General features: G+C 43.8%; 21 protein-coding genes. 17 read left to right on the top strand and 4 right to left on the bottom strand.

All coding sequences use genetic code 11. The annotated features are described in order from the left end of the window. Positions 1 to 40: 40 nt before the first annotated feature. Positions 41 to 712 (top strand): YoaK family protein, encoded by a 672-nt coding sequence (locus tag GPLA_RS02740; RefSeq protein WP_007103285.1) that lies wholly within the window; start codon positions 41 to 43, stop codon positions 710 to 712. 69 nt (positions 713 to 781) lie between these two features. Here GPLA_RS02740 and pheA read toward each other — a convergent pair whose 3' ends face one another. The 3 genes from pheA to yciH form a co-directional block, all read right to left on the bottom strand. Continuing rightward, a complete protein-coding gene (gene pheA, locus GPLA_RS02735) occupies positions 782 to 1,993 on the bottom strand; it encodes a prephenate dehydratase (protein ID WP_007103284.1) in 1,212 nt (403 codons plus the stop codon). 217 nt (positions 1,994 to 2,210) lie between these two features. Continuing rightward, positions 2,211 to 3,011, bottom strand: coding sequence for a response regulator (locus GPLA_RS02730; protein WP_007103283.1), 801 nt, complete (start codon positions 3,009 to 3,011; stop codon positions 2,211 to 2,213). A gap of 31 nt (positions 3,012 to 3,042) precedes the next feature. Beyond that, positions 3,043 to 3,363, bottom strand: a complete 321-nt coding sequence (gene yciH / locus GPLA_RS02725) for a stress response translation initiation inhibitor YciH (RefSeq protein WP_007103282.1) — start codon at positions 3,361 to 3,363, stop codon at positions 3,043 to 3,045. A 198-nt stretch (positions 3,364 to 3,561) separates the two neighbouring features. Here yciH and GPLA_RS23845 point away from each other — a divergent pair, with 198 nt between their 5' ends. The 16 genes from GPLA_RS23845 to purF all read left to right on the top strand — a co-directional run bounded on the left by GPLA_RS23845 (position 3,562) and on the right by purF (position 19,009). Beyond that, on the top strand, positions 3,562 to 3,795 hold the full coding sequence (locus GPLA_RS23845) for a hypothetical protein (RefSeq protein WP_226993041.1): 234 nt from the start codon (positions 3,562 to 3,564) through the stop codon (positions 3,793 to 3,795). Positions 3,796 to 3,938: 143 nt separating this feature from the next. Further along, entirely contained in the window at positions 3,939 to 4,388 is a 450-nt protein-coding gene (locus GPLA_RS02715) for a GNAT family N-acetyltransferase (protein ID WP_007103281.1), read from the top strand. A gap of 82 nt (positions 4,389 to 4,470) precedes the next feature. After that, entirely contained in the window at positions 4,471 to 5,487 is a 1,017-nt protein-coding gene (locus GPLA_RS02710; protein ID WP_007103280.1) for a Fe(3+) ABC transporter substrate-binding protein, read from the top strand. Between the two features lie 41 nt (positions 5,488 to 5,528). Further along, positions 5,529 to 7,172 carry an ABC transporter permease gene (locus GPLA_RS02705; RefSeq protein WP_007103279.1) on the top strand — a complete coding sequence of 548 codons (1,644 nt, stop codon included), beginning with the start codon at positions 5,529 to 5,531 and terminating at the stop codon, positions 7,170 to 7,172. Between the two features lie 24 nt (positions 7,173 to 7,196). Further along, complete coding sequence (locus tag GPLA_RS02700) at positions 7,197 to 8,243, top strand: ABC transporter ATP-binding protein (protein WP_007103278.1); 1,047 nt, start codon at positions 7,197 to 7,199, stop codon at positions 8,241 to 8,243. 96 nt (positions 8,244 to 8,339) lie between these two features. Continuing rightward, positions 8,340 to 8,789: a tellurite resistance TerB family protein gene (locus GPLA_RS02695; protein ID WP_007103277.1), complete on the top strand. Its 450-nt coding sequence runs from the start codon at positions 8,340 to 8,342 to the stop codon at positions 8,787 to 8,789. 523 nt (positions 8,790 to 9,312) lie between these two features. After that, positions 9,313 to 9,519: an EF-hand domain-containing protein gene (locus GPLA_RS23840; RefSeq protein ID WP_007103276.1), complete on the top strand. Its 207-nt coding sequence runs from the start codon at positions 9,313 to 9,315 to the stop codon at positions 9,517 to 9,519. A 111-nt stretch (positions 9,520 to 9,630) separates the two neighbouring features. Then, complete coding sequence (locus GPLA_RS02690; RefSeq protein ID WP_007103275.1) at positions 9,631 to 11,034, top strand: sensor histidine kinase; 1,404 nt, start codon at positions 9,631 to 9,633, stop codon at positions 11,032 to 11,034. After that, positions 11,034 to 11,636, top strand: a complete 603-nt coding sequence (locus tag GPLA_RS02685) for a hypothetical protein (RefSeq protein WP_007103274.1) — start codon at positions 11,034 to 11,036, stop codon at positions 11,634 to 11,636. The genes GPLA_RS02690 and GPLA_RS02685 overlap by 1 nt, the downstream gene beginning before the upstream one ends. Further along, positions 11,633 to 12,982 carry a sigma 54-interacting transcriptional regulator gene (locus GPLA_RS02680; RefSeq protein ID WP_007103273.1) on the top strand — a complete coding sequence of 450 codons (1,350 nt, stop codon included), beginning with the start codon at positions 11,633 to 11,635 and terminating at the stop codon, positions 12,980 to 12,982. Before GPLA_RS02685 ends, GPLA_RS02680 begins: the two co-directional genes overlap by 4 nt. A gap of 182 nt (positions 12,983 to 13,164) precedes the next feature. Beyond that, complete coding sequence (gene truA, locus GPLA_RS02675) at positions 13,165 to 13,956, top strand: tRNA pseudouridine(38-40) synthase TruA (protein WP_007103272.1); 792 nt, start codon at positions 13,165 to 13,167, stop codon at positions 13,954 to 13,956. A gap of 137 nt (positions 13,957 to 14,093) precedes the next feature. Continuing rightward, positions 14,094 to 14,942 (top strand): acetyl-CoA carboxylase, carboxyltransferase subunit beta, encoded by an 849-nt coding sequence (accD, locus tag GPLA_RS02670; protein ID WP_007103271.1) that lies wholly within the window; start codon positions 14,094 to 14,096, stop codon positions 14,940 to 14,942. Positions 14,943 to 14,957: 15 nt separating this feature from the next. Next, the gene (gene folC / locus GPLA_RS02665) at positions 14,958 to 16,238 is read left to right on the top strand and encodes a bifunctional tetrahydrofolate synthase/dihydrofolate synthase (RefSeq protein ID WP_007103270.1); all 1,281 of its coding nucleotides are present in this window, start codon (positions 14,958 to 14,960) and stop codon (positions 16,236 to 16,238) included. Further along, a complete protein-coding gene (locus GPLA_RS02660) occupies positions 16,235 to 16,852 on the top strand; it encodes an SPOR domain-containing protein (RefSeq protein WP_007103269.1) in 618 nt (205 codons plus the stop codon). Before folC ends, GPLA_RS02660 begins: the two co-directional genes overlap by 4 nt. A 137-nt stretch (positions 16,853 to 16,989) precedes the next feature. Further along, positions 16,990 to 17,478, top strand: a complete 489-nt coding sequence (locus GPLA_RS02655; RefSeq protein WP_007103268.1) for a CvpA family protein — start codon at positions 16,990 to 16,992, stop codon at positions 17,476 to 17,478. A gap of 13 nt (positions 17,479 to 17,491) precedes the next feature. Continuing rightward, a complete protein-coding gene (gene purF / locus GPLA_RS02650) occupies positions 17,492 to 19,009 on the top strand; it encodes an amidophosphoribosyltransferase (RefSeq protein ID WP_007103267.1) in 1,518 nt (505 codons plus the stop codon). Between the two features lie 152 nt (positions 19,010 to 19,161). Here purF and GPLA_RS02645 read toward each other — a convergent pair whose 3' ends face one another. After that, a complete protein-coding gene (locus tag GPLA_RS02645) occupies positions 19,162 to 19,761 on the bottom strand; it encodes a Yip1 family protein (protein ID WP_007103266.1) in 600 nt (199 codons plus the stop codon). Positions 19,762 to 20,072 lie beyond the last annotated feature (311 nt).

Genomic DNA, 20,072 nt, shown 5'->3' with positions numbered 1-20,072 from the left:
TTTGCTGGTTGATTTTCTTTGCTGAGACACTGTTAGGCTAATGGTCTCAAAGTTACCTAAATGGGTTGAATACGGCGCTTTTGTGCTCGCTCTCATTGCTGGTAGCGTAAACGCCGTTGGTTTATTAGGCTTTACCCATCAAGCCATTTCACATCTATCAGGTAGTGCCACGCTTATCGGTGCAAGCATAATAACGGCTCCGCTGACGGACATGCTACATCTCGTTGCCATTTTATTTAGCTTCATGTTTGGGGCGGCATTTTCCGGTTTTTTCTTACGTAGCCGCACACTAAAGTTATCCCGTCATTATGATTCTCTGCTGCTTGTTGAAGGCGGTTTACTCCTGATTTCTATCTGGTTACTTAATGGCAATTCAACTGCTGGACATTACACTGCGTCTGCAGCCTGCGGATTACAAAATGCTTTGGCTACTACCTATAGTGGTGCGATTATTCGCACCACACATATGACAGGGATATTCACCGATCTGGGTATCATGTTAGGTGCGCGTTTACGTAATGAAGTATTTGATAAGCGAAAGGCTATTTTGTTTTTACTACTGATCAGTGGTTTTATTAGTGGGGGCCTTGTGGGGGCAAGCTTATTTGCAAGAATAGGGTTTAATGCTTTGTTGGCCCCTGCATCTTTGTGTTTTCTTTTAGCCTTGGGTTATCGATTTTATCGAACCGATATGCAAAAAGGCGCTAACTAAGCGCCTTTTTACTTGAGATGAGCCTATCCTAATTCTGCTTTCACATAGTAGACAAGACCCTTGCTACAACTACCCCTCCTGCTTGTCTTGAGCCAACGCCGTTACAGCTGCAATCTTAGTGGGATTGATTTCATCATTCGGGTAACAACCCAAAACCTTGAAGTATCGGGTGGTGTTTTTAAGTTCTTCCAGTGCAACCTGCATGGGACCGTCTTGGATATTCCCTTCTACATCTATGTAGAACATCTCTTCCCAAGGGTTACCCGTAATCGGTCTGGATTCTAACTTTGTCATGTTAATGCTGTTGTTTTTAAGGATCAACAAGGCTTCTACTAGTGCCCCGGATTTCTGCACGGTTGACATGACCAAGGTTGTTTTAGCTGGGACCTGTAATGGCACATTGACCGGTTGACGAGCGACGACAAAGAAACGGCTGTGGTTTTCTTTCTGATTAGCTAAATTTGACTTTATGGCATGCAAACCATACAACGCGCCACCTGCTTCGCTACCAATTGCGGCAACCGTATCACTTTGCAGCTCGTTAACTGTCATCATCGCCGCAGAAGTACTGTCACAGGTTATCACCTCGACATTACCAAGTTCGGCTAGGAAATGACTACATTGAGCAAACACCTGCGGATGTGCGTATAAGGTTTTAATGCGATTTACGTCAGTGGTTTGAGTCACCAACAAAGCATGCTTGATAGGGTGGGTCAATTCACCAATAATAGATAAATGCGTATGTTGCAGTTGGTCGTACACTTCATTGATACTGCCAGAGGAGGTATTTTCTATGGGTAAAACGGCATAGTCTGCTTCATTGGTTTCAACCTTTTTAATGATTTCGCCAAAGCTCTGGCAACCTATTTCTAACAGTTCACCTGGACGTCGAGAAAAGTACTTTTGTGTTGCTAGGTAGCTATAGGAGCCTTTATCGCCTAAAAATGCCACGCGATTAAGCGGTAAACTGCTACCAGGATTCGCACGTGCAGCGAGTAATGCTTGTTGATTAAGCACTGAGTCTTCGATGATGACATGAAATAGCTGAGTGACGTAATGGGCATCTAAGCCATGGCCTTGGCCGCGCTTAATAAGGCTAACAAGTAGTTGCTCTTCTCGTTTGTGATCTCTTACCGGAATATGATGGGTAATTTTGGTTTCAGCAACCTGGTTTGTGCATTGCTGACGCTCAGCTAACAGTTTTAATAACTGTTGATCAATTGAGGTAATTTGTTCTCTTAGTTTATCTAGCTCCACGACCGACATTTTATTCACTTCCATAAATGGGTTAAAAAGCCTTTAAAGTAAGGCATAAGTTCTTTGTACATAAATGATTTAACACAGGCTTGGTGCGCTGAAACTATTATCAGTTGACTACACTGGGTTATCGAATCTATTAAGTCGAGCGTTCAATGTCAATCTTTACCTTATGCCAAAAAGTCCTTTAGAGTAGATATTTCCTATAAACCAGCTAAAAGAAGATGTTTTCCTTTCGATTTTACTCTTCAAGAAGGGACATAAGTAACATTTTGACTTGCTCGACTTCGAATGGTTTGTCACACAAGGCATTCACACCAGTCTGCTGTATATTGGCCATATGCAAGCTATTTACCGATTCTGACGTCACCATAATAATGGGTATATGGGAAGTTTCGGTGTTAAATCGAATGAACTCTGATAATTCGCGCCCATCCATTTCAGGCATATTGTAGTCAGTCACCACCAAATCAAAGGTGTTTTCTTTTAGTTTGGTCAGGGCCATCGCCCCGTTTTCAGCTTCAATGATCTGGGCTATTCCTAGCCCTTGCAATACACGTTTTATATGATTTCTCGCTAGTTTGCTGTCGTCCACTAACAGCACACGAACTTGGCGCACATCAAATAAATTTAAGTCTAATTCTTCGGTGTTTATTAAGTCCAAAGAAGCCTTTAACGCGCGAGATAAGTTTTCGGTGCTAAAGGGCTTAGGCAACATTGCCGCAACGCCAGCCTGTTTAAACTCCTCGAGCTTTTCAGCCCGACTTTCACTCGAAACTAACATAAAAGGGATAGCACAATGTTCAGGCGAATTTTTTATTGAAGTCAGAATATCAAGGCCAGTTCCGTCTTCCATATACATGGAACTGACCACTAAATCAGCCCCCTGTTTGTTGATGGCTTCAATGGCTTCTTTTACATTACTCACTGCATTGACGTTCTTTACATCTTCTTTGTGTAGTAAAGCACTGATAATTTTGCGTTGAGTGTCGGATGGCTCGACTAAAATAATGCTTAAGTCAGCTAATAATACTTTTTGCATGGTAAACCTTATGGTAGAGATATTTAACGGATTACCCGCCAGCGAGTTTGACAGTATGCCCACGTTTTTCTAAGGCTAATTTTATTTTGTCCCTATTACCACCCTGAATTTCTATCACCGCATCTTTTACGGCACCGCCTGTGCCACACATTTTCTTTAACTCGGAACATAACGCTTTAATCTGCGTAGCGTCCATGTCCATACCTGAAAGGGTGGTGACTCCCTTACCTTTACGACCTTTAGTTTCCCGGCGGATGCGGATAATACCGTCAGTTTTGACACTAGATGGTTGAGATTTTTTCGGGGCAATTCGGCCGCCGTCAGTGCTATAAACAAGATTGTTTTGGCTCATTTTCACTATCGCTTTAGCTTAAGGGAGTAGATTTTAAATGTGATTCTATTAAAAAAAACGCAATCTTTATAGGCAAATTGAGCGAACTGCTATTTAGCACATGAGCAATGAAGTGCCGCACTAGGGAGAGGAATTAGCACGAGCGATCCGGTAGGGGGCTTGATCAACATGGTATCCAGTTAAACAGGTATGGTTGCTTTGCACACAAGATTATTTACTGTGATAAGCGAACTGTATAATAATGCACTGGCTCATGGCGTGTTACCGTTAGATTCCGAGTTGAAACACTCACCGGATGGTTTGGAGGAATATTTTGTACTGCGGACACAGCGTTTAGTGCAATTGAAAAATATCAATATTAAGCTCAGTCTTACGTATGAGCCGACCGAACGTTTACTCAAGATAGTGGTGAGGGATTCGGGCGGGGTTTAACTACCAACATCACTTAATTCCGGCTGATTTGCAGGATTGCTTCGGGCGAGGAATGCAGCTAGTGGCTGAATTAACAGGTTCGGTACGCTATTTAGAACGCGGCAATGTAGTGGAAGTAATATTCAATTTATAAAGGTGAGAATATGCAAACAACAATTAGAAAAGCACAGGTTAGTGACATCGAGGCTTTGGTTAATTTTAATCAATTAATGGCCAAAGAAACCGAAGGTAAGCAACTCGACGGTGACATTTTAACGTTGGGCGTAAGTAATCTTATCAACGATGCCAATAAAGGTTTTTATCTGGTCGCCGAAGTTGATAAGCAGGTTGTAGGTAGTTTGATGGTGACTACGGAGTGGAGTGATTGGCGTAACAGTGAATTTTGGTGGGTGCAGAGTGTGTATATAGTGCCTAAGTTTCGTCGCAAGGGTCTATATAGCGCACTGTATAATGAGGTTAAAGCTTTAGGGGATAAGGCTCAAAATGTATGTGGCTACCGCTTGTATGTTGAGCGGGAAAACCGTGTTGCCCAACGTACTTACCAAGCACTGGATATGGAAGAAAGTCACTACCTTATGTTTGAAGGCAAATAAGCTGAATCTAATTGATAATAGTTCTCAATTGGGGTAGGCTGGTTAGTATTCGTTACATATTAATTTGATATAGGATATGGGTTTGAAACGTTTTTTTAAATTAGTTGCGCTAGTAAGTTGTGTTTCTGTTGCGTCTTTTGCTAATGCACAAGAGCTAAATGTTTACTCGGCACGCAAAGAGGCTTTGATTAAGCCTCTACTGGATAAATTTAGTGCCAGTACAGGAATTTCGGTCAATCTGGTAACGGGCAATGCTGATGCACTGATCACACGTTTAAAAAGCGAAGGAAAATATAGCCCAGCAGATATTCTCATCACGACGGATGTAGGTAGGCTATACCGAGCGAAAGAACAGGGCCTGACCCAAACCATTGATACCACCTCTTTTAATAATCTGATTTCACAGAATTATATTGATCCCCAAGGCCATTGGATTGGATTTACCCTTCGAGCTCGTCCGTTAATGGTGGCACCTGAGCGTGTTGATAAAACCCAATTGACTCGAATGGAAGATTTAACTGACCCACAATGGCGCGGTCGGATCTGCGTTCGTTCTTCAAGCAATATCTATAATCAATCCATGGTGGCTGCCATGATTGAGCAACTGGGGGAAGACAAAACCCAAACTTGGTTAAATGATTTTGTTAAAAACTTTGCTCGTACACCAAAAGGCGGTGATAGAGATCAAATTAAAGCTGTGGTCGCAGGACAGTGTGATATTGCGATTGCCAATACCTATTATTTAGCCGGTATGGCAAGCGATGACGATGAGGCGATTCGAGAGACGGCTAGCAAGGTTGAGGTTATTTGGCCAAATCAGCAAGACCGTGGGGCCCACGTCAATATCTCTGGTGCCGCGATTGCCAAATATGCACCAAATGCCGCTTCTGCTCAGAAGTTAGTCAATTTCATGCTGCAGGAAGATTCACAAGTGTGGTATGCAAAAACCAATCACGAATACCCTTTGCGTCAAGGTGTAGCGCAAAGTGCGGTATTAACCTCCTTTGGTGACTTTAAACCTGAGAATATTGACTTGTCTCGGGTTGGCGAGTTGAATCGCCAAGCGGTAATCCTAATGGATAAAGCGGGCTGGAAATAACACATTAACTAATTTTTATACTTTAATTTGCTTCTACTGCTTTGAAAAAACGTAATTGGCGTGAGCCGTGGTTATGGGCCGTTACTGTCTTTAGTTTACTCTTGGCAGTGCCGGTTTTATTGATCTTCACCAGTGTGTTAGTGCCGCAATATGAATTGTGGCATCACCTTTTTGAAACCGTGTTAAGCGATTACGTTTATCACTCCTTATTGATTGCATTCAGCGTAGGTGCGCTTACCTTAATTTTAGGTACCGGCTTAGCGTGGTTAGTTGCCCGTTATGAGTTTTCTGGCAGGCGTACACTGCAATGGCTTATTTTACTTCCCATGGCGATGCCTGCTTATATCCTAGCTTACACCTATACTGGCATGTTAGATGTGGCAGGGCCGCTGCAAACTCAACTGCGAGACACGTTCAACTGGACGTATCATGATTATTGGTTTCCTGATGTACGTTCGCTTGGCGGTGCCATTGTGATGCTTTCTTTGGTGTTATATCCCTATGTGTATATGCTGGCGCGAACGGCTTTTAGTGAACAGTCCGCCAGCTTTTATGAAGCAAGTCGTAGCATGGGAGTGAGTGGTTTTGCATATTTTCGCAAAGTAGCGTTTCCCCTGGCTCGACCTGCTATTTTAACGGGCACTGCGCTTGCTATGATGGAAGCATTTGCCGATTATGGAACGGTGCAGTATTTTGGGATCAGCACTTTCACCACGGGTATATTTCGTACTTGGAATGGCCTCGGAAATGCAATTGGCGCGGCACAATTGGCCGCTGTCCTTACCAGCTTTGTATTGGTTTTATTGTTGATAGAAAAGCATTCCCGTCGCAGGTTACGTTACTTTCATCAAGGACAAAATCAGCACAGTGCTAAACGGCTAACATTGTCCCCAGTACAACAGCTTTGGACCGTATTATTCTGCCTGTTACCGGTTGCCTTAGGCTTTATTATCCCTAGTGTGCAGTTGACTTTTTGGGCTATTGAGCGTGCCACTAGTCAAGTAGATGAGCAGTTTGTTAATCTCATTTGGAACAGTTTTTATTTGGCCGCCAGTGCCGCCTTCATTGCTGTGGGCTTGGCGATACTCTTTGCTTACGCAAAGCGTTTGCGCAGCCATTGGTTGCTAAATAGTCAGGTTCAACTTGCTAGCTTGGGCTACGCGATCCCCGGCACTGTCATAGCCATCGGAGCAATGTTGATGCTTAGTGCTGCAGACGATGCCCTTAACCAGTTAACCGAAGCCTTATTCGATACCAGTGTAGGTTTAGTCTTTTCAGGCACCCTAGTGGCTTTGTTATTGGCTTATTCGGTACGCTTTTTAGCTGTGGCTTTACATAACGTAGAAGCGGGATTACAGCGTATTAAACCCAGTATGGACGATGCGGCGCGCGCTATGGGGTTATCTCCCTTTGCTGTGCTGCAAAAAGTGCATATTCCACTATTGCGCGCCAGTGTGCTAAGTGCTTTATTACTGGTGTTTGTAGATGTGCTTAAAGAGTTGCCCGCTACCTTAATTCTCAGGCCATTTAATTTTAATACCTTGGCGGTGCGCACTTTTGAACTCGCTTCTGAGGAGCGCCTTCAAGATGCTGCCGTGCCCGCTGTCGCGATCGTGTTGGTAGGCTTATTACCCGTCGTGTTGTTAACGCGAGCATTGGAACTAAGCAAAAATGAAGCGAATTAATCTTATGCAAAGAGTCGAATATATATGCTCAGTTTAAGCAATATTTGCGTAGCTTATGATAATAAACCTGTGGTCAACAAGGTTTCTTTTTCGATTGAAAGTGGCGAAATTGGTTGCCTATTAGGGCCATCTGGCTGTGGTAAAACCTCTATTTTACGGGCCATTGCGGGTTTCGAACCAGTTAGTGAAGGTGACATACACCTGAGAGGGACTTTAGTCGCAGGAGCGGATATCCATGCCGAACCTGAAAGACGTAAGGTAGGGGTGGTATTTCAGGACTTTGCCTTATTTCCGCATTTAAATGTGGGGCAAAATATCGCCTTTGGATTACACGGCCATAGTGCATTACAAAAATCTCAGCGGGTAATTGAATTATTAGCGCTCGTGGGATTACCGGATATCAGTGAGCGATTTGCGCATTCATTATCAGGTGGACAACAGCAGCGCGTTGCACTCGCTAGAGCATTAGCGCCTAGGCCTGACTTGTTATTACTTGATGAGCCCTTTTCAAGTCTTGATGCAGAATTACGGGAAGAGTTGGCTCAGGACATTCGGCGTATTCTTAAACATGAGGGCACCAGTGCATTATTGGTGACACACGACCAGCATGAAGCATTTGCCATGGCAGATGCTATAGGTGTGCTAAAGGGCGGGCAGTTACTACAATGGGCCAGCGCCTATCAATTGTATCACCGACCAGCCGATAAGTTTGTGGCTGGTTTTATCGGTCAAGGCACCTTGCTGCCCGGAACACTGATTGACAATAGTATGCTGCAAACTGAGCTGGGTTTGTTTCAATTAACCGCACCGCAAGTGACCCAATTTGCTGGGGCAAAAATTCTAGATGTGCTGGTACGGCCTGATGATATTGTGCACGACGATAGCAGCACGAATGTGGCGATGGTTTTATCTCGCGCATTTAAAGGCGCACACATATTATACGAGCTTGCGTTAAATGATGATCCCGCGTTCAGAGTACTCTGCCTTGCTCCGAGCCATCACGACCATGAACTCGGTGAACGAATTGGTATTCGTTTAGATCTTAAACATTTAGTGATGTTTAACGCATAAACACAGGGTTTTATCGATACTTGCTAGGTATAACCTTGATTTCCCTTAAATGATCGTTAGATATAGAGCTATTGAGAAACTCGACTAGGAAGGGTAATGATCACTAAATTGGTTAATTGGTTTGAAGAGATAACGCGTCAAGAAATACAATCAGGGCAGGGGAACAGCCAAGAAGTGGCGACCGCTGTAATATTGTATGAATTGATGCGTGCCGACGGCGAGTTTACTGATCAAGAGCAAGAAGCATACGAACAAGTATTGCGTTGTCACTTTTCCTTAGGTGAGAGCCAGTTAAGCGAGCTACTTAATCTAACCAAAGACAAAGCGGCTGAAGCCACAGACTTTGCGCAATTCACTCGAGTGATCAATGATGTGAGCTCTGGCGAGCAGAAGCGCGGCATCATCGATGGTTTATGGAAAATAGCCTATGCTGATAGCGTTCTGGACCCCGAAGAAGAGTACTTGATCAGGAAAATTGCCGACCTGTTATACATTCCCCACAGCCAATTTATTAAAAGTAAACTCGACGCAGCAGGACAGCTTTAACCGCTACTTGCATGGTGTTGCAAATATAAGACATGAAGCCGCGGCGTAAATTGATAAGGATAGCTCCTTTCTAAAGCGATTGAGGATGAATGTTAATCACATTGTGCTAGATGTATTATATTCGCGACACAACCCCAGTGTTTGTAGCAAAAATACCCCACCGAATTTTCATATCCATATGATACTTAATGGTTTTTTATTGTTGGCTTGAAACTTGTTATACGAAGGTCGTAATCGTGCTTATCTCGACTGGTTCCTCGGGAATAATCCACGGATAGCGAGTACGGTGAAAATGATAATGGTCAAGACTAATACTGTTATTGGCTGCGATGGCGTTTGCAACTAATGACTCTTATCTTTTTTAGCTGAGCTTACGGGCCGCGCTTACTGCAAGGCATGGATGCCACTCATCATTTTTACAATGAACCCCTTTTTTGCCACATTGCATTGGATGTTAACCCCATGAAAGCTGTTTACCCCTTACTTATTACCTTATCCTTTAGCTTGCTGAGCATTCCCGCTTATGCCATTCCCCATCAATCTCAAGACGACATTCTGCAACGTCTGGACAAAAAATGCCGATGGTCAAATATCCATAAAAGAGGCCGTTGCTGACCCTTTCATTCTTGAATCATTTAGCCGCATAGACATTAACGGTGACGGTATTATTAGCCGTCATGAATTAACCTCGGTGCATTTACGGCGCTCTCACGGTCACGGCTTGAACTGAGTCGACATTCAGCACTCATCTGGAGGCAGCCAGTGATATTTTCTGCCTAGTGGCACAACCTTTTGTTATTATGCTGGCGAATTAGGAAGGATTAGATTGATAGGATTGCCAATGCAGCTCGGATCGTTACGCCAGCTTACGTTAGTCAGCTTTGCTCTTGTGTTGGTACCGCTTGTGGTACTGTTGTGGCACAGCCAAATAACCCTAGGCAGAATGGGCGAAATCGCCACTAACGAAGCCGAGTTTTCTGTTGCTATGGTGCGGCAAGTCAATAGTCTTGAGAGTTTTTCAGTGGACATTGAGCGCCTTATCCGTCAGTACCACGTTTTAGACAAGGCCGAACTGAAAGAACTGTCCGATAAATACATTCAGCGTTTTAGCGAGTCACTTGATAGCTTATGTCTGCAACTCGACGGTTCTGAAGAATGCAATGTGTTGACTGAGCGCCTGAGATGGTTTCGTAGTTATGACCGATTGAGCGATCAATTGCTGCTCGACGCGCAGCTGGCAGAGTTTCGCCGAGCATTGACTGAATTAGGACAGAGTGTTGATTCACTGCTGGATGATAGGATCAAAAAGCGTCAAGCGTATGTTAGCTCGGTGCAGCAAACCCAAGCGTGGTTGACGGCGCTACTGGTGAGCATTAGCTTGTTATTGATTATCTTTGGCAGTCAGCTGATTTTAAGACCGGTGCGTAAATTGGAACATGTGATCCAAGCTATTTCTCAACAAGAAGACGAGTTACCGGAGATTTCTAATTCAGGACCAAAAGAACTTATTTTGGTTGAACGCAAGTTACACCGTCTGGCTGACCGTCTGACTCAGCTAGAGCATTTGCGGCATGCTTTATTGCGCCACGCCTCCCACGAACTAAAGACTCCGCTGGCAAGTATCAAGGAAGGCTGCTCATTATTAACCGAGCAGGTGGTGGGAGAATTAAACGATCGGCAAATGGAAGTCATGTCATTGCTCAATAGCAGTACGGACAGGCTGAATACCTTGATCATGCAATTGCTCGATTACAATTTATTATTACAACAAGCCAAACCTGATTTTCAATGGTTTAAAACACCGACTTTCATGGATGAGTTTATCACTGATAATCGCTTAGCACTGCAACAGAATAAACATGAGTTAGCGACTAAAATTGAATTATCACAAGTGTATGCAGATGCTAATTTGTTCCGCCGTATACTCGATAATTTACTGTCTAATGCGATTGCACACGGCAGCAAAGGACGCCCTATTAACATTAAATTGTATCAACAGGAACATGTGCAAATATTAGATGTGGCGAACCGTGGACAAAAAATTTCGCCGGAACAAAGAGCTATTTTATTTGAACCTTTCAATCGCGGTGACGGCAAACGAAATGATCGTATTATTGGTTCAGGGTTAGGGTTGTCGATCGTTGCCGATTGTGCGCGTATGATGCGTGGTAAAGTTGAAATTGTCGACGTGGATTACGCGGATGTGTGCTTCCGCGTTTCGATCCCCTTAAGCGAGAAAAAATAATGAGTGCCAATATAATAAAAGCAGGGATAAGCTTATTCGTTCTAAGTTTATCTGGTTGTAAATTACTACCTGAGAACGATACCCAGTATGTTCAGAGCGACATCAGCAATGAAAGGACTTTCTGCTTATATCAATCTCCAGACGCCTCGGTTGAACATAATTGTGATGTTAATTATTGGTTGAGTTACTGGTTAGACATAGATGAAATGACCTGGGCACAACGTAAAGCCGAAATAGCGCTGTTATCCACTAGTCCTCAGGACCAGCTACGTAAAATTTTACTTTGCCAAGGCAAAGATACTCCCTATCAAGATAAGTTACGTTCACAGTCATGGGCGTTAAACCTGATTAAAGATCTTGATGGTGGTATGCAAGAAATCCTCAGTGTCATGGTCTATCACCCTAGCCAAGAATTACTTGAGTCAGAATCGGCAGTGGTGACGTTAAGTAAAATTAATGGTGGCCAGTCAATACGAATTGAAGAGCAACAAGAGTTAGTTGATCAACAACAAGAACAAATCGAACAACAGCGCAGCCAAATTGAGCAGCTTTTAAAGATTGAAGCATCGATTATGGATAACGCTAAAGGAGATCCTAAGTGAGTAAAGTTGAAGCGTCGTTAAAGCCACAGATATTGCTCGTCGATGATGACGAGAGTTTACTACGTTTGATGGCCATACGCTTAGAAGGTGAAGGCTACAGTGTGCAAAGTGCAGAAGGTGGTAAAGACGCCCTGCGTTTGATGAATACCCAAAATTTTGATGTGGTATTGAGCGACCTAAGAATGCCAGGTTTAGACGGATTAAGCTTATTCGAAGAGATTATGTCCCTCGGCAAAGACCTTCCGGTTATTTTAATGACGGCCCATGGCACGATCCAAGATGCAGTAGAAGCGACGCAAAGAGGCGTATTTGGATTTTTAACTAAGCCAATTGATCATACTGAGCTACGAGATCTATTAGCTAAAGCGGTCAGTCAAAGTCAGGGGTCACAGACCGGCGATTGGCGGGAGCAAATTATCACGCGCTCCATGCAAATGGAACAACTGCTCGACCAAGCCCATCGTGTGGCGCAGCGTGATGTCAGCGTATTGGTCAGTGGGGCAAGTGGCACAGGTAAAGAGTTATTGGCTAATGCGATCCACAAAGCCAGTAAACGGGCCAGCAAACCCTTTGTAGCCATTAACTGTGGCGCGTTGCCAGAAAACTTATTGGAATCTGAGTTGTTTGGCCATGCCAAAGGTGCGTTTACCGGAGCGGTGAATGAGCATCAAGGTTTATTTCGTGAAGCCGATGGTGGAACGCTGTTTTTAGACGAAATAGGCGATATGCCTACACCGTTACAAGTTAAGCTGTTACGTGCGCTACAAGAGCAGGTGATACGTCCTGTGGGCAGCAGTAAACAGATCCCTGTGGATGTACGTATTATTTCGGCGACGCACAAAAATCTGACCACTGAGATGAGCGAAGGTAACTTCCGTGAAGATCTTTACTACCGCTTAAATGTGGTGAATTTGACCTTGCCGACTTTGCGTGAGCGCTCTGAAGATATTCCTTTATTGGCACGCTACTTATTGAAAAAAAGCGCTGAACGCCATGAAGTACGTGTTAGTCGTTTCTCTGATGATGCGATGCAACTGTTAACGACCGAATTATGGCCTGGTAATGTACGCCAGTTAGTCAACGTTGTTGAGCAATGTGTAGCGTTAACACAAACCTCTGTTATTGCTGTTCACTTGGTTGAGCAAGCGTTATCTACGTCAGAGCAAAAGTGGCCCACACTAACCGAGGCTCGGGATGCATTTGAGCAGAGTTACTTATTAAAATTGCTTAAAATGACCGATGGTAATGTTACCCGGGCGGCTGAAATTGCTGGGCGTAACCGAACTGATCTGCATAAATTGATGAAAAAGCATGACTTGCATTCAACGGACTTTAAGCACGAGTAGTGTCTAACGTAAATGCTTAAAAAATAAAAACGCGAATGAGACTATTCGCGTTTTTTGCTTCTAGCGCCCAGTTTGACCATCTCCTATTAGGCGCTCGATTAAAGTGAAGTCGGATTAGTGCTACACATTTTTATTTCCTGCCTTACAATACGCAGCAATTTATTAAAGGGGTTGATAGCTAAATGCGAATAGCGTTAGGGGTTGAATACGATGGTGCCCGTTTTCATGGCTGGCAAAGGCAGAACGAAGTCATAAGTGTGCAACAACACTTAGAGGAAGCCTTAACGCGTATTGCTAACGAACCTATACGTGTTATTTGTGCTGGGCGCACAGATGCAGGTGTACATGCGACAGGTCAAGTTATACATTTTGAAACGAGCAGTCAACGCCCTGATCGTGCTTGGACATTAGGTGTCAATACCTACCTTCCAGACACAGTCTCGGTGCGTTGGGTAAAATCTGTGCCTGATGACTTTCACGCACGTTTCTCTGCTACCGCCAGACGTTATCGTTATATTATTTATAACAGTACATTGCGCAGCGCTATTTTAGCCAACGGCGTTACTCATATTTACGGCGACCTTGATCACGAATTGATGCATCAAGCAGCCCAAAAACTGGTGGGTAAACATGATTTTAGTTCATTCAGAGCCGTCAACTGCCAAGCAAAAACGGCCACTCGAACTATGTCCCATATACGAGTTAAACGTATGGGTGACTATATAGTTATAGACGTAAAAGCCAATGCATTTTTGCATCATATGGTACGTAACATTACCGGCACTCTAGTCGCCATAGGCCACAAGGAAAAGCCTATTGAGTGGGTTGATGAATTACTTGAGGTGAAAGACCGTACACAAGCAGGCATTACTGCATTGCCCAACGGCCTGTATTTAGTCCATGTCACTTACCCAGAAACGTTTGCGTTACCGAGTTTGAAAATGGGCCCATTGTTTTTAACCGATGACTTCTAAGACCAGTTTTATTTTCGTAACTTTCGATAACTGTGTTTTAATACGGTTTAAATGTGCCTAGAAAATTAATCGTTGCGTCTGTCGTTGCATATCCTTAATAAAAACAACGATATGATTGCCCAAGAAGGTTTAATGTAATGAGTTGGATTGAAAAGATATTACCGCGTACTAAATCACCCACTAAAAGTAATGTGCCTGAAGGTATTTGGACTAAGTGCGCCCAGTGTGATGCGGTTCTATATAAAACTGAGCTAGAAAAACAGTTGGGCGTTTGTCCTAAGTGTAATCATCACATGCGCGTCTCTGCGCGAGTTCGGTTGAACCAATTTTTAGATCAAGGTGAGCGTGTTGAATTAGGTGCAGAGCTTGAGCCAAAAGATTTACTCAAATTTAAAGACTCAAAAAAATACAAAGATCGCCTTGTCGCTGCACAAAAGTCCACCAATGAAAAAGATGCGATGGTGGTCATGAAAGGGAAACTAAAGGGTATGCCCGTTGCGGTTGCAGCTTTTGAATTTGCCTTTATGGGTGGCTCTATGGCATCCGTTGTGGGTGCACGCTTTGTTAAAGCAGTCGATGCCTGTTTAGAGCACAATATGCCGTTGATTTGCTTTTCAACCAGCGGTGGGGCACGTATGCAAGAGGCCTTGTTGTCTTTGATGCAAATGGCTAAAACCAGTGCCGCATTAGCGAAAATGAGTGAAAAAGGCTTACCTTATATCTCTGTGCTGACCGATCCTACCATGGGCGGTGTTTCAGCGAGTTTAGCTATGTTAGGTGATGTGAATGTTGCTGAGCCTAAAGCTTTGATTGGCTTTGCTGGACCTAGAGTTATTGAACAAACCGTACGTGAAACCTTACCTGAAGGCTTTCAGCGCAGTGAGTTTTTATTAGAGAAGGGGGCGATTGACGCTATCATCGACCGCCGTGAAATGCGCGATCGTCTACATGCAATGTTATCGAAATTGCACCATCAACACACTTAATACTCCAGTACGTTAATGACAATATTATCTTCTAAACAGGCCTCAAATATTGAGGCCTGGTCTTTAAATGAATGGCTTAACCATCTCAGTACTTTACATCCAAAAAATATCTCAATGGGCCTAGAGCGCGTTGCCGAGGTATTCAAACGACTTGATATTTCATTTTCAGACCAAACGGTCGTAACCGTTGCCGGTACCAATGGCAAAGGCACCACATGCGCTTTTCTTGAACAAGCGTGCCTAACGGCAGGTAGACGGGTAGGGGTATATAGCTCGCCGCACCTTATTCACTACACTGAACGGGTTCGTATTCAAGGACAAGACGCAGAAGAGCAAGCGCATTGTTTGGCTTTTCAAGCCGTTGAGCGAGCACGAGGTGAAATACCCCTTACCTATTTTGAATTTGGTACGTTAGCCGGTCTTAAACTGGTTCACGATGCAAATGTAGACGTGGCGTTACTCGAAGTAGGGTTAGGCGGCCGCTTAGATGCGGTGAATGTAGTGTCACCAGATATTGCAGTTATTACTAGCATTGATTTGGATCATCAAGATTGGCTTGGAGACACCAAAGAGCAAGTGGCGGTGGAAAAGGCAGGTATAATGCGAGCAGGGATCCCTGTTGTGTTGGGTGAGCCGATAAAGTACAACGGATTAATTAACGCTATTTCTCGGCTAAATGCCAATGCATATTGGCAGCATCAGGATTTTGATTATCATCTGGGGCAAAACCAATTCGATTGGCAAAATGATCAGGTAAGTTATACTGGGTTGCCATCACCGCATATTCCGGCGCAAAACGTATCCACTGGCTTACAGGTTATTCAACTGCTTGAATTGCACTTAAATCATTCTCAACTGACTCACATTATAGAAAACACACGTTTGCCAGGCCGATGTCAGTATATTGCTCAGTCACCGACTGTGATGGTCGATGTGGCGCATAATCCCCATGCAACCGCGTACTTGCTAAAACAGATCCGCATGCTTAGCTATAATAAGCTTTATCTGGTGGTCGGTATGCTCAAAGACAAAGATATTCGCGCCAGCTTAAAGGGTTTTTCTGTACTGGATGGGCATTGGATGTTGGGCTCGCTAGATGTGCCTAGAGGGGCTAGCGCTTCAGAAATTAAATCGGTATTAGGTAATGCACAAAAGGTGTTAGAGTTTGACTCTGTTATTCAGGCGTTTGAACAGGCTAAATTATCAGCGCAAGAGCAAGATTTGATCGTCGTTTTCGGTTCGTTTTTTACCGTTTCGGACATTCTGAAGTTAACAAATAAAGGATTAAGCAAGTGACATCTGCGTTGAAAAACCGATTAATAGGTACTGTTATTATTGTGGCTGTTGCGGTGATTTTTTTACCGGATTTATTGAGCGGTAAAACGCAAAGCGAAAAAGAGCTTTTTGTCGAGCTTCCAAAAAGGCCCGCCGTTAAAACGGTGCAAAGACCCGGTGGTTTTTCCAGTGAAGAAGTGGTTGGTCTCGCGACCCGAGATATCGAAATTGTTGACGATAAAGCCATTGACGACCAAGACCAGAATACGTCAACCAATGAAGCCTCCGAGGTGTCCGCCGCTGTCCCTGATACCACTGAGCAAAGTGTAGCTCAAGCGCCATCAACGATTGAGTCTGATACGCAAGTAGAAGACAGTCAGGCGTTACTAGAAGGTGCTGGCTGGGTCGTGCAATTGGGTACATTTAGGCATAAAAAAAATGTGCAAGAGTTACTGACTAAGTTGAAAAAAGGCGGCTATCGTGCTTTTTCACGACCCGTACAAACCAGTAGCGGCACACTAACCAAGGTATTTGTGGGACCTGACTTGCAAAAAGACCGCTTAGAAAAATCGCTGAATAACTTAACTGAACTGACCCGTTTAAAAGGTCGGGTGACCCCTTTTACCATTCAGTGATGTGATTCCCTATAAAAGCAAAAATTAGCAAGATTTCAGCCATGATTTTTGGTAGTATGCGCGCGAATTTAGAGTCATGAAGTTGGGTTTAGGCAAGTAACCCACGTTATGCATCACCAGCGGATTTATCAATTTATATGAACTGGATAGACTACGCCATCATCGGTGTGATTCTGCTCTCTACGGTTATCAGTTTAATACGTGGATTTGTCAAAGAAGCCATTTCGTTGGCTGTTTGGTTTTGTGCATTTTTTATTGCCAGCCGATTTTACGCTGACTTAGCGACGTTTCTTACCAGCATAGATGATCAAACCATACGTAATGGTGTGGCAATCGCTATCTTATTTGTCGTGACCTTAATCCTTGGTGGATTACTCAATTACTTAATTTCCCAGTTGGTTCATTATACCGGCTTGTCAGGCACCGACCGCGCATTAGGTGCCATTTTTGGTGTGCTTCGAGGTGTGCTTATTGTTAGCGCTTTGCTATTTTTCCTCGATACATTTACCCCTCTAGCAGATGCTAGCGCGTGGCAAACATCATTGCTCATTCCAGAATTCAGTTTAGTTATAGAGTGGTTCTTTCAATATTTGCAAGGCAACTCAAGCTTTATCAAACCCGTATAAAAAGGTAACTCTCATGTGTGGTATTGTCGGAATCGTAGGTAAAAGCCCAGTTAATCAATCTTTGTATGACGCACTAACTGTGTTGCAACATCGGGGGCAAGATGCCGCTGGGATCGTCACCATAGATGAAGGCATATTTCATCTTCGTAAAGACAATGGTCTGGTTCGCGATGTATTCCATACTCGCCACATGAAACGACTCACAGGGCAATTGGGTATCGGTCATGTGCGTTACCCTACTGCTGGAAGCTCAAGTTCAGCGGAAGCACAGCCATTTTATGTTAACTCACCCTTTGGTATAGCCTTTGCCCATAATGGTAATCTGACTAATGCCCACGAGTTAAAAGACGATGTTTTCCGAGTCGCAAAGCGTCATATCAACACCACCTCTGACTCCGAACTACTGCTTAATATCATTGCCCATGAGTTACATAATTGTGAAGGGTTAACCCTTACGCCTGAAGAGGTGTTTAAAGCGGTGACGACTGTCCACAAGAAAATACGTGGCGCGTATGCTGTGGTGGCAGCCATCATTGGTAATGGTATGTTGGCCTTTAGAGACCCTTTTGGTATTCGTCCTTTGGCATTGGGTAAACGCAAAACTGAGTTTGGTGATGAGTACATGGTCGCCTCAGAAAGTGTTGCACTTGATGCGGTGGGTTTCACTTTTATACGTGACGTTGCGCCAGGCGAAGCCATTTATGTCACTGAAAACGGTGAGTTACATACTCAGCAGTGTGCCCATGGTGCATTCAACGCACCGTGTATTTTTGAATTTGTGTATTTTGCTCGTCCTGACTCGTTTATAGATGGCATTTCTGTGTACGCGTCCCGGGTTAATATGGGACGTAAGTTAGGGCAGAAAATAGCCCGCGAATGGGCTGATTTAGACATAGACGTGGTTATCCCTATCCCAGAAACATCCACCGATGTGGCGTTACAAATATCCCTAGAACTGAATTTGCCATATCGTCAGGGTTTTGTGAAAAATCGCTACATTGGTCGCACGTTTATCATGCCGGGCCAAACCATGCGTCGTAAGTCCGTTCGCCGTAAGTTAAACGCCATCCCGTCAGAGTTTGCAGGTAAGAACGTCTTGTTGGTTGATGACTCTATTGTGCGCGGGACCACATCAGAGCAAATCATTGACATGGCGCGTGAGTCAGGTGCCAAGAAGGTGTATTTTGCCTCTGCCGCACCAGAGATACGCTTCCCTAACGTGTATGGTATTGATATGCCGTCAGTGAACGAGCTTATTGCCTACGGCCGGGAGATTGAAGAAATCAGTGACTTGATCCGCGCAGACGGTCTTATTTTCCAAGATATCAGTGATTTAGTTGAGGCGGTTAATGAGCTTAACCCAGCCATTGGACGATTTGAAACGTCGGTATTTGATGGCAATTATATTACTGGCGATGTTGATCAAAGTTATTTAGAGCGTATCGATACGCTTCGCAATGAAGGGGCGAAAAACGCCGGCATTCAAACCGAATTAAGCAACCTTGAAATGCATAACATGCAACAAGATTAGACACTTTATAGTAAGAATGGCCGCTCATTAGACCTGTCTTGTCAACGTGTTTCATGATGGGAAAAACGAATAAAAAAAGCGCTGATAAATTCAGCGCTTTTTTGTATCTGTTGGTGTGGCGTCTGCTTTGGTTTGCAGACCAAACATAGCGACTAGCCGGTAAATACCGGTCCCATACCCATGCTCCATAAAATCACGGAAGCAGCCATTAGAATCGTGAGTAAAACCAAGCCACAGGTGACAACAGAACTAGCGTAAATAAAGCCTTTTTCTTCTGGGATATGCATCAGGATAGGTGTGCCTGTGTAGAGCAAATACACAGAGTAAGTTAGACCAATCAAACCAATCAGCATCACGAACCAAAGCACAGGATAAAATGCGGCAAATCCCACCATAAATAAAGGCGTCGCCGTATATGCCGCTAATTCTAATGATTGCGTATAGGTAGGTGTGGCATCAAACGCCTTGGCCAGTTCGTGTATCAACACAGACAGAGCTAGAACGCCAACGACTAGACCCAGATAAGTGCCAATACTCATTATCCCGGCACTTTCCTTGGTTAATTTAATGATATCGCCAACACCAATACTCCAACCTAAATATGCAGTTGAGTAGTAGGTCATAATGGCGGGAATTAGAGAGATAAGGGCGATGTGGCTCAAGCTGTAAAAATAGGTTTCGTGTCGGTCGTCAATGCTGTGCCATTCTTCTTTTGGGTGGGCATACAAACCCCACAGATGGTTCAATATCATATAGCTACTCGCTCTTGCGTTATTAACAATGAATTTACAACTGGTTAACACTTATTCTGTTGTAGGTTGGTTAATTCGTCAACACTTTTATATGTTTTACCCATTTTCGAAATTCGCCATAATGATAAATAGGACTAAGGCAATCCAATTAAACTTTAATTAAAAAGCTAGCAAAACGTTATGGTGCTTGACGTCTCTTCAATGTAATTATGCGTAAAGCCCACCATATTACTTGTGGTTTTACGCCGAATCGTTAAACCGTGTTTTGTACTCTTGCTCAGATATGATGGATATTTTCTGCAGTGCCGCTA

Origin of the sequence: Paraglaciecola polaris LMG 21857 (assembly GCF_000315055.1) — a bacterium.
Taxonomy (GTDB): domain Bacteria; phylum Pseudomonadota; class Gammaproteobacteria; order Enterobacterales; family Alteromonadaceae; genus Paraglaciecola; species Paraglaciecola polaris.
The sequence above is the reverse complement of the archived record's forward strand: the minus strand, read 5'-3'. Positions and strand labels throughout refer to the sequence as shown.